Annotated in this window: 6 protein-coding genes and 1 tRNA gene; 3 read left to right on the top strand and 4 right to left on the bottom strand. The window is 62.2% G+C overall.

Going from position 1 to position 9,947, the window contains the following annotated elements; all coding sequences use genetic code 11:
- The 3 genes from ACTHJR_RS17555 to hspQ all read right to left on the bottom strand — a co-directional run.
- A partial coding sequence (locus ACTHJR_RS17555; protein ID WP_440524609.1) for a bL21 family ribosomal protein occupies positions 1 to 149 on the bottom strand: 149 nt, incomplete at its 3' end.
- A 138-nt stretch (positions 150 to 287) separates the two neighbouring features.
- Entirely contained in the window at positions 288 to 2,744 is a 2,457-nt protein-coding gene (locus ACTHJR_RS17550; protein ID WP_440524608.1) for a TonB-dependent receptor plug domain-containing protein, read from the bottom strand.
- A gap of 144 nt (positions 2,745 to 2,888) precedes the next feature.
- Positions 2,889 to 3,269: a heat shock protein HspQ gene (gene hspQ / locus ACTHJR_RS17545; RefSeq protein ID WP_440524606.1), complete on the bottom strand. Its 381-nt coding sequence runs from the start codon at positions 3,267 to 3,269 to the stop codon at positions 2,889 to 2,891.
- 135 nt (positions 3,270 to 3,404) lie between these two features.
- On the opposite strand from hspQ, the gene ACTHJR_RS17540 reads away from it, so the two are divergent.
- Together ACTHJR_RS17540 and ACTHJR_RS17535 are read left to right on the top strand one after the other, a co-directional pair.
- Positions 3,405 to 3,494 (top strand) — tRNA-Ser (locus tag ACTHJR_RS17540).
- Between the two features lie 187 nt (positions 3,495 to 3,681).
- Complete coding sequence (locus ACTHJR_RS17535) at positions 3,682 to 5,028, top strand: tyrosine-type recombinase/integrase (RefSeq protein WP_440524605.1); 1,347 nt, start codon at positions 3,682 to 3,684, stop codon at positions 5,026 to 5,028.
- A gap of 190 nt (positions 5,029 to 5,218) precedes the next feature.
- On the opposite strand, the gene ACTHJR_RS17530 is transcribed toward ACTHJR_RS17535, so the two are convergent.
- A complete protein-coding gene (locus ACTHJR_RS17530; RefSeq protein ID WP_440524604.1) occupies positions 5,219 to 6,925 on the bottom strand; it encodes a S8 family peptidase in 1,707 nt (568 codons plus the stop codon).
- Between ACTHJR_RS17530 and ACTHJR_RS17525 the strand changes: the two genes are divergently transcribed.
- On the top strand, positions 6,844 to 9,945 hold the full coding sequence (locus ACTHJR_RS17525) for a hypothetical protein (protein ID WP_440524602.1): 3,102 nt from the start codon (positions 6,844 to 6,846) through the stop codon (positions 9,943 to 9,945). The genes ACTHJR_RS17530 and ACTHJR_RS17525 overlap by 82 nt on opposite strands.
- Positions 9,946 to 9,947 lie beyond the last annotated feature (2 nt).

The following is a 9,947-nucleotide window of genomic DNA, read 5'->3' as shown; positions in this document are numbered from 1 at the left end:
GTCGGCTTGAGCTCCGAGCCCTCGCCGGCGAGCAGGACGTCGCCCAGGGTCACCGAGCTACCGGCTTCTCCGTCGATCTTCTCGACGACGATCTTGTCTCCGGCGGCGACGCGATACTGCTTGCCGCCCGTGCGCACGACTGCGAACATGGCCCTATTTCTCTTTCAAATCCGTATGCCCGCAAGAGCCAGGCCCCGCGGTTGAAGGGGCGCGCCTAAGGCAGCGGGGTGATTCTGTCAACCGTGGCGGCAGCGTTTTGTGACGCCGCCGCCATGTCTGAGCGTCCCTTACCAGTTGAACCCGACGCGCGCATAGAGATAGCGCCCGTTGAAGCCGAACGGCGAATAGTAAGGGAAGCCGACCACGCCGGTCGAGTTGTTCGCCGCGATCGTCTTGTCCGGATAGATGTCGAACAGGTTGTTGACTCCCAAAGCGACCTGCGCGCCCTTCTTGGGCTGATAGCGCAGTTCGAAATCGGTGATCGCCTTCTGACCGGTATGGATGTCCGCAGCCGGCGTCGTGCCGGGCTGATTGACATCACCATAATAAGTCACGCGCGCGGTCGCGCCGAGCTGGTCCCCCGACCATTCGATCGTGCCGGTAACCTTTTCGCCCGGCGTGCCTTCCTCGAGCGTCAGGATGCGGCTGCGCGCGAACAGGGTGGGAGCAGGGTTGAGCACCGAAGTGGTGGTGGGCACCTTGGTCACGTCGATCTTGTTGACGTTGGCCGCCACCGTGAAATCGAACGTGCCGGCACCACCCGAACGCAGCCGATAATGGGCGACGGCGTCGATCCCCTGAGTGGTCGAGGCGAGGCCGTTGATGAAGAACCGGGCAGCAGACACGCCAAGCGGATTGAGCAGGTTGCCGACCGCCGGGCTGAAGCTGGCCTGGATGTTCTCCGATAGTCCGATCTGGTCGCGGACCTTGATGTAATAGCCGTCGATAGTGAGGTCGAACCCGCCCGCGCGGATGACGGCACCGGCCGAGAGGTTGGTCGACTTTTCGGGTTTGAGCGGCAGACCGCCCAACGCCTTTGCGACCGGATCGGTTGGCGGATACTGCCCCGTCAGCACCGGCGACCCGTTGACGATGACCGATGCCACCGAGGTGAAATATTGCTGCTGCAGCGCCGGCGCGCGGAAGCCGGTCGAGGCGGTGCCGCGCAGTGCAAACCAGGGCGCAAAGTCATAGCGCAGCGACACCTTGCCCGTGCCGGTGGTGCCGAAGTCGGAATAATCCTCTCCGCGGCCGGCAATGCCGACGAGGAACTTGTCGGTCACCTGCGCTTCGAGATCGAGATAGACCGATCCGTTCTGGCGATGCTTGTCGATCGCATTGCGCGGCGCGAAGCCGCCGAAGCCCTGGGCGCCGGCTTGCGCATTCTGGATCGGTCCGAGCGCATAGGATGCGGTCTCACCGGGCTGAATCTGGAAACCCTCGCGCCGTCCCTCGACGCCGAAGGCGACGTTCAGCGACTGGAACACGTCGAACTTGCGCGTGACGTCGATCCCGCCGACGAGTTGGTCATAGATCAGCGCGCCGTCCGAGAAGTTCGTCGGGGACGTCGATCCATAGCTGTAGTTCGCGGAATTGAGCGTACGGAAACCGATCTTGTTGCGGCCATAGCTGACGTTCAGGTCGACATCCCAGCCCCCGACATCGCCCTTGAGGCCGAGCGCGGTATTGAGGTCGCGGGACTTGGTGTTGATCAGCGGCAGGAAGCCGTTGGGATATTGCGAATAGAGCCCCGCGACGGTGATCGCGGGATTGCCGTTCGCGGCAGGGACGGCGACGACGCTGGCGAGCCGCGGGAAGGCGGCGCTGCGCGTATCGCGGTCCTGATAGCCCGCCCAACCGTAGAGCTTCCAATTGGCGCCGACCGACGTGCCGAAATTGGCGAACACGCTGTACTGTGTGACGAGGGGGTCGCCGAAGCGGCCGGTCACGACGCTGGGCGATACGCGCGGGTCGAAATCGGCGCGGTTGGTCGGTTGGCGATTGATATACTCGCCCGAGATGGTGAGATAGCCGTCCGAGCCGAAGCCGATACCCTGCCAGCCCGAGACCGACACGGTGTGCTCGCCATTGGTGTGGCGGTCGCCGCGTGCGGTGTCGATATCCGTATTGTAGAAACCGTAAGTGGTCGACACGCCACCGCCGGAGCGGGCTTCGCGCAAGCGCAGATTGACCACGCCGGCGATCGCGTCCGAGCCATATTGCGCCGAGGCACCGTCGCGCAGCACCTCGATCCGGTCGAGCGCGACGGTCGGGATGGTGTTGAGGTCGGTCGCCGCCGAGCCACGGCCGACCGAACCGTTGACGTTGAGCAATGCAGAGGTGTGGGCGCGGACGTTGTTGATCAGCACCAGCGTCTGGTCGGGCGACAGGCCGCGCAATGTCGCCGGACGGATGGCGTCGGTGCCATCGACCGCCGAGGGTCGAGGGAAGTCGATCGACGGCGCGACCGCGGCGAGCGCGGCGCCGACCTCGGTGGTGCCCTGGTTGCGCAAGCTGCTGCCGCTCAGCACGTCGACCGGCGACGCGGTATCGAGTTTGGTACGGCCCGCGACGCGCGTGCCCGTCACGATGATTTCCTGGCCCGGGGCGGCGTTCTGGCCGTCGGCGGATGCGGCGGTATCCGGCGTCGCGGGAGTTGGCGTCTCCTGGGCATGCGCCGCCTGGCTGACGGCCAGCGCGGTGGTCGAAACCAGGATGGCGAGCGCGGTGCGACTAAAGCTCATTAAATTTCCCCTTTGCGACGCTACGAGCAACATTCTGTGCGACCATGTCGTCACAGCAGCGTCACATTTCTAGCCACGCGCGGGGGAAAGTATCGGAAGTTTTTCTTGCGGTGCACAAAAGTCACACCCGGCGACACCACCGGGCTAGTGACGATGCTCCTGCCGCAGGTTGTAACGGCCTGGCTCGAAGCCGTTGAACAGGCCGTCGATCGCCGGATGATCGACCGGTTCCTCGCTGTCGTCGTGCAGCAGATTCTGCTGGCTGACATAGGCGACGTAGCTCGACTCGCCGTTCTCGGCGAGCAGATGGTAGAAGGGCTGATCCTTCGACGGCCGGATCGCCTCGGGAATCGATTCATACCATTCGTCGGTGTTGGCGAAGACGGGGTCGATGTCGAAGATCACGCCGCGAAAGTCGAACACCCGATGGCGAACGACATCGCCGATCGTGAAGCGCGCGGTCGCGACCGGCGGCATCGCGACGCCGCCCTGCGAGAGCACATCCTGGGGTTCGGAACGAGTCATGGCGATAATGTAGAGTTTCTTCCGCGTCGCACAAGCGGACCGCTTGCGCGCGCCGGACTCCTGCGTTAGAGGCGCCGCCTTCGACCCGCGCCGGTATTGTCCAGGCGATGCTCAGCGGCGTGGAACCCCCAGTGCGGAGAGGTGCCAGAGAGGTCGATTGGGACGGTCTCGAAAACCGTTGTGCGGGTAACCGTACCGTGGGTTCGAATCCCACCCTCTCCGCCACCAACCCCTCCGCAGGGGTTCGTATCGGGCCACCGGTATCGACTTTTTCTCCCTGAAAACCGACGCTTAGCCGATCAGTTCGGCCATGGCCGTTCGTAGCCGTTTTCACCCATCCGGTGAATTTCGGGAGCCCGAACGTGGTACGCGCGGTCGAAAAACGTGGTATTTTCGTGGGAGACCTAAGTTGTTGACCGATAGGAAGATTTCGGCCGCCAAGCCCCGTCCGAAAGCATATAAGCTTTCCGATGCCAATCGTCTCCATCTTTTGGTGACCCCGAGCGGCGGGAAATTGTGGCGCTGGAGCTACGAATATGATGGCAAACAGAAGGGAATGGCGTTCGGTGCCTACCCGCGCGTTTCGCTGAGCGACGCGCGGGTCAAGCGGGACGAAGCGTACACGATCTTGTCAGAGGGCCGCGATCCGCAGGTCGTGAAGAAGCTCAAGATCGAGGCCAATATCGAGGCAGGCCGTCAGACGTTCGAACGGGTTGCACGCGAATGGCATGCAACCGTCAGGTCGCAATGGTCGAAGCGGCATGCCAATGACGTGTTGCGCAGCCTCGAGCGTGACGTCTTTCCCGAGATCGGTAACCTGCCGATAGGTGAACTGACTCCGCCAATCGTCCTGGCGGCATTGCGCGAGATCGAGGCTCGCGGTTCGCTCGAGACCGCGAAGCGCGTCCTGCAGCGGATATCCTGCGTGTTTGGCTTCGCGATTGCCGAAGGCAAAGTGAAGACAGATCCCTCGGAAAGGTTGGGTGAAGCGCTCAAACCCCTGCGCAAGGGACATCAGCCGGCGATCACGGACCTCGTGCCGCTCAGGAAGATGATGCTGGCCGCGGAGGAGGACTATGCCCGTCCCGTCACCAGGCTTGGCTTGCGCTTCCTGGCCCTGACCGCGGTTCGACCGAACGAGTTGCGCAGCGCGGCGTGGGATGAGTTCGAAGACCTGAATGGCAATGCACCACTTTGGCGCATCCCGGCGGCCCGGATGAAGGGTGATCTCGACCGCAAGGAAGAAATCGGGGGCGATCATCTGGTTCCGCTCACCGTCCAGGCGATCGCGGTGCTCAAGAACATCTGGCCACTGACCGGCGGTGGCCCTCTGGTATTCCCCAGCGCGCGTCATGCCCATCAGCCGATGAGCGTAAACGCGCTTGGCTATTTGCTGCACCGCGCCGGCTACCGCGGGTATCACGTGCCGCATGGTTTCCGTGCAGCTTTTTCAACGATCATGAACGAATGGGCGGAACGCCACGGGAAGAAGGGCGACCGTGCGATCATCGACCTGATGCTTGCCCATATACCGAAAGAGAAAGTGGAGGGCGTCTATAACCGCGCAGCTTACATGCCCAGGCGGCGAGAGCTGGCGCAGATTTGGGCGGATATGCTGTGCGAGGGCTTGCCTGATCCGTTCGTGCTGGTCGCTCGCTCTGCCAGGCCGGTCTCGACTGTTGGTTCGCGACGGTTCAAGCCGGCACCGGTCGGGCTCGAGTTCCGGTTTCCGACGAGGCGACGCGCGGCATCGGCTTGAGCAGCGACAGATGGGCTACTTTGTTAAACGGTTGGCGATCTCTCATAATCTAATTTTTGATGCTCAGCGTCTGAACGTGGGCCGTTTGCAGACTGACCGTTTCGGACCGAGAAAACGAAGAAGCAGACATCTCTACTTGATCGTCTCGCCTAAACTGAGAGGGTCGGAAGCTGGGTCGATTGTCGCTCCGTTAGATGTCGACCTCGACAGTTTGTTCGACCTCAATGCCAGCAGCAATCGCGCTTTCGACCCACAAATCCTGCTCGACATCGCCAGCGTCGATCGTGACGACCAAGGCATAGCGCATGGTGCCGTCGTTGCGCGACCGGTCACGGCAGGATTTCCACCAGCCGCCAACCGGGAAGATGGCGATGGCGGTGCGGTCGGCGAGATCGGCCGCGTTGCATCGCCATTCATCGACATGGAGCGACCCGGCAGAGATCGAGCGTTCGCCGAGCACCCGATCATTGTCCCCCGCGCCGCCGCCCACCTCATCCGCGCCTTCATCCCCGGCAACTGCAGCCGCATTGACGCGGCTCTCGAAAGCCTCTTGGCTCTCGCCGGTGCGACTTAGGTCGAAGCGCAAGCCCGCCGACCGATAGCGCCCGGGCGCCAAAGGCGCGTCGGCGCTCGGATTGGGCTCGACGAAATAGGAGAGGCTGACGCGCAGGCGTACCTGATGCTCGCCAAGCTCAAGGAGCGTCTGGACTGGCCAGGGCAAGGCATAGAAATGCGCCTGGTTGAGCCGGACACCCTTTCCTTTGTCATAGACGAAGGGCTGGATCTCTTGTTGGGAGACCAGCGCGAGAACATTCGAGGCCGATCGCAGCGCCCGCTCGAGATGGGGAACGCCATAGCCGAATCGGCGCAGCATCATGAGCCGCTCTGTCTTTTGGTTAGTCGCGAACAACGCCGCGTCCATAACCGGTGTCCAGCGGGCGCTATGGACTAGAAGCGCGCGGACGCTTTCGGGCCAGAGCGCGGGATCGTCCGCGAGCAACGCCGCCGCCATCCCGGCGAGCTGCGCTGTCGCGGCGCTGGTCGCCCAAGAGAGCGTGAGCGGCTGACCGAGCGGATCGCGGCTGGTGGTGAGGAGCGAGAGCGAATCGATGCCGCTCACCATGCTCTGGTCGGCCGCGTCGATTCCTTTGTTGCCCGCTTCCAGCACCAATTCAGGCTTGATCGGAGAGACCCCGCGCGCCCAAGCCGCCGAGACCCGGCTATAGGGACTGAGCGCGCCGATCGCTACCGCACAGTCCCAATGCTCGTACCCGGCATCAGTGATCGGGCCCTTTTGCGTATAGCCGCCGGCAGTCAGGACATTCCAAGCGTGGGCCGGGTCCTCGACCTCGTAGGAATCCCAATCCTCGAGGTCGTCATGCGGAAGGCCATCGGGCAGATTGCCGGCCGAGACGCAGATCAGCCTCTCGCGGCGATCATCGAGCTCGTCGCCTCCGAAGGCGGACATATCAAGCGCTGCGCTCCAGCTCGTCGCCTTGGGTCCGTACACATCGCCTTGGGTGACGGCGAGGCAGAAGACTCGCTCGCGCTGTGGTTTGGCGATCTCGGGACGCAGGATCGCCTGGCGAGTAGCGAGGCCATAGCTTTGCGGCTGGGTCGGGACGAAGCCGGGCGGCGCGAGCAGCTTCACCGCCTCACCGACAAAACGGATCGGGAGCGGGTCGTCCGAAGGCAGGATCGTTGTGAGATCACCATAGATGGCGAGACCGGACATCTCGCTGCCATGACCGTGATGATCGTCGGTCTGCAGACGCCAGCACCACCAGTTATGCCTATGACGACGCCGGACGCGTCGTGAAGCAGACCAGTGGCGATGGAACGCCCGAGGCGAGCACCACGTGGCTTTATTACGATGCGCTCGGCCGCAAGACGGCAATGGTCGATGGCGACAATTACCTGATCGTCTGGACCTACGATGCCGATGGCCGGATCATCGGCGAGACCCAATACGCCAACCAGATCACCGGCAGTTTCTCGCAGACGAACACAGTTTCTTCCCTCAAGACGCTCGCCGGCACCAACGCGAACGACGCGAGCACTTCCGCGACCTACGATGCGCTTGGTCGGATTCAAAGCTCGACCGACGCGCGTGGCTCGGTCACCACCAACGTGTATGACGCGATCGACGAGCTCAAGTCGGCAACCCAAGCGATGGAGGTGGGTGCCTACGACGACATCACGACGTCGTACACCTATGACAATTTCGGCGAAGTCGTCAAAACCGTCGATCCGCGGCTGAACGCTACTTACACCTATTACGACAAGCTCGGTCGCGTCATTCGCCAGGTCGATGCCGAACGCTATGTCACCGACACGAGCTATACTCGCGGCGGCAAGATCCATACGGTGAAGCGTTGGGCCAAGGTGCTTGCGAGCGGCGTGACGGTCACCGAGACCACCTACCCGCCCGACCCGACGACCGACGCGCTCGATGCGACCACGACGTTCGATTATGACAATGACGATCGTCTGACCAAGACCACAGATGCCGAACTCAAGTTCGAGACCTATGGGCTCGACGCGTTCGGGGACCGGACGACGATCACCAACAAGTCAGGCGGCACCAGCACGTACAATTTCAACAAGCGCGGGCTCGTCACCAGCATCGTGGTCACGGCCGACGTTTACAATTCAGCCGGCACGAAGACCGCGACGAGCTACACCAGCCACGCTTACACCTACGACCTTCGTGGCAATGTGTTGACGGATACAGAGGCGCCCGGCCTCTCCGAGAGCCGCGTCACGAGTTACGTCTATGACGATCTCAATCGGGTCACCGAGAAGCATCTGCCGCAAGTCCTCGACAACACCAACAGCACGTTGGTGACCCCGATCGAATATTACAAATACGATCATCGCGGAAACCAGATCGAGGCAAAGGACGCCGCCAGCGCCCGGACCTTGTCCTATTACGATCAGCTCGATCGCGTGGTCGTGCAGATCGATCCACTGGGCGCCTATTCGACCTACACCTATTCGAGCGTCGCCGGCGTCAACTCGATGATCGCGCGGTCATACGACACGACGGTATCACTGCCGGCCAATGCCGGCGGAACGCCTCCGGCAGCGCCCTCGGGCACCTATCGACAGACGACGAGCAATTACGACAAGCTTGGGCGGCTGACCTCGACGGTCGTCGCCGGGGTCTTGACCGGCCAGTTGGCAGGCTCGACCTACACGACCAATGCCAACACGACCCTGACGACGAGCTACAGCTACGACGCCAATGGCAATGTGGTCACGACGACCGACCCCAATGGCGGTGTCACCTATAGCTATTATGACAAGCTCAACCGCAAGACGGATCAGGTCGACGCCGGACGCTTCCTGACGAAATGGACGCTCGACGCCGAAGGCAATGCCCTCAGCGAGACGCGCTACGCCAATCAGATTCCGAACGCCGTCGCGGTCGCGACCATCGCCAGCGCCACCGACAGCACGCTGACGTCATTGCTGGGTACGGGCGCTGCCGATGCGGATCGTACGACCAACTTCACTTATGATCGCATGGGCCGAAGGCTCACCGAGACCCGCATCGGACTGACCTATTGGACGATCGACGCCAACAGCCCGACCGGCGCCTTGACCCAGGTCACCAACGGTTCCTCGACGATCACCTACACCTATAATGCTCTGGGCGAAGTATCGACCAGGACCGAGGCCGCGACCACGACGGGCAGTTCGGCCCAGGATGTCACGACCTATACTTATGACAATCAGGGGCGGCTTACGCGCACGGCCGGCGCTTCCTTCGCCGATTATTCCGGTGCGACGGTACAGGGCATCCTGGACTATTCCTATGACGGGCTTGGCGATGTGGTTCGCACCGTCCAGAATTCGACGCGCATCACCTTGTATAATTATGGTGCTGGCGGGCGCCTCCAATCGACGACCGACCCGACGGGCGCCAGTTCGACGCACACCTATTATTACGACATCGCGGGTCACAAGATCGGCGACGCCTATTATCGGCTCAAGTCGGACGGCACGACCTCGCTCCACGAGGGCATTTCCTATCAATATGACGCCAACGGTAATCTGACGCGTCAGGCATTCTCCACGGTGTCGGGGGGAACCTTCACCGATGCCGGTGACGTCACCAGCCTGGCGTATAACGCGCATGGCGAGGTCACCAGCCGGAGCCTCAATGGCGTCGTCCAGACGCAATTCCGCTACGACGCCGCCGGTCGTCTAGAGGCGTCGAACGCCAATGGCGGCGTGTGGAGCTACTATCTCTACGACGCCAACGGCAACCAGACCGCGGAGATCGATGACGAAGGCGCCGCAGGCGTCAATCTCGTCAACCAGACCCTGGCGTCGGTTCTGGCGATCGCGACCAACAGCGGCGCCTCCACTGTCGGAGGAAGCTATATCGATGGCGTCAACGCCACGCTCATAACCTACGATGCGCGCAATCTCGCTTTGTCGTCGACCCAGACCAAGCGGCAATTGACCGCGACGGGGACGCCGACCGACCTGACCACCAGCCGCGCTTACAACGCGTTCGGCGAGGTGACCAAGGACACCGACGCGTTGAACAACGCGACGACCTACACGTACAATACGATGGGCCGCAAATTGTCGGTCGTTCACCCGGTGGCCATTGTCACAGGTGCCAACGGCGTCGACAACACCGCCGCGACGCCGACCGAATATTATTATTACGATGCGAGCGGCCGGCTGATCGGCCAGAAGGATGCCAACGGCAATATCGTTTCACGCCTGCTGCTCGCGGGCACTCGGGCCTATCGCCAAACGCAGGCTGATTTGATAGCGAACGGAGACTTCCGCGGCGCTCAACAAATGGACATCAATGACATAAATACGAAATTTGGGAATAAATACGACGACGCGATCCAGCAGATGCTAAGATACAGCCAGAGCAAGGGGCACTAATC

This window comes from Sphingomonas sp. (genome assembly GCF_051962185.1).
Lineage (GTDB): Bacteria > Pseudomonadota > Alphaproteobacteria > Sphingomonadales > Sphingomonadaceae > Sphingomonas.
This window is presented reverse-complemented; position numbering and strand designations above follow the sequence as displayed.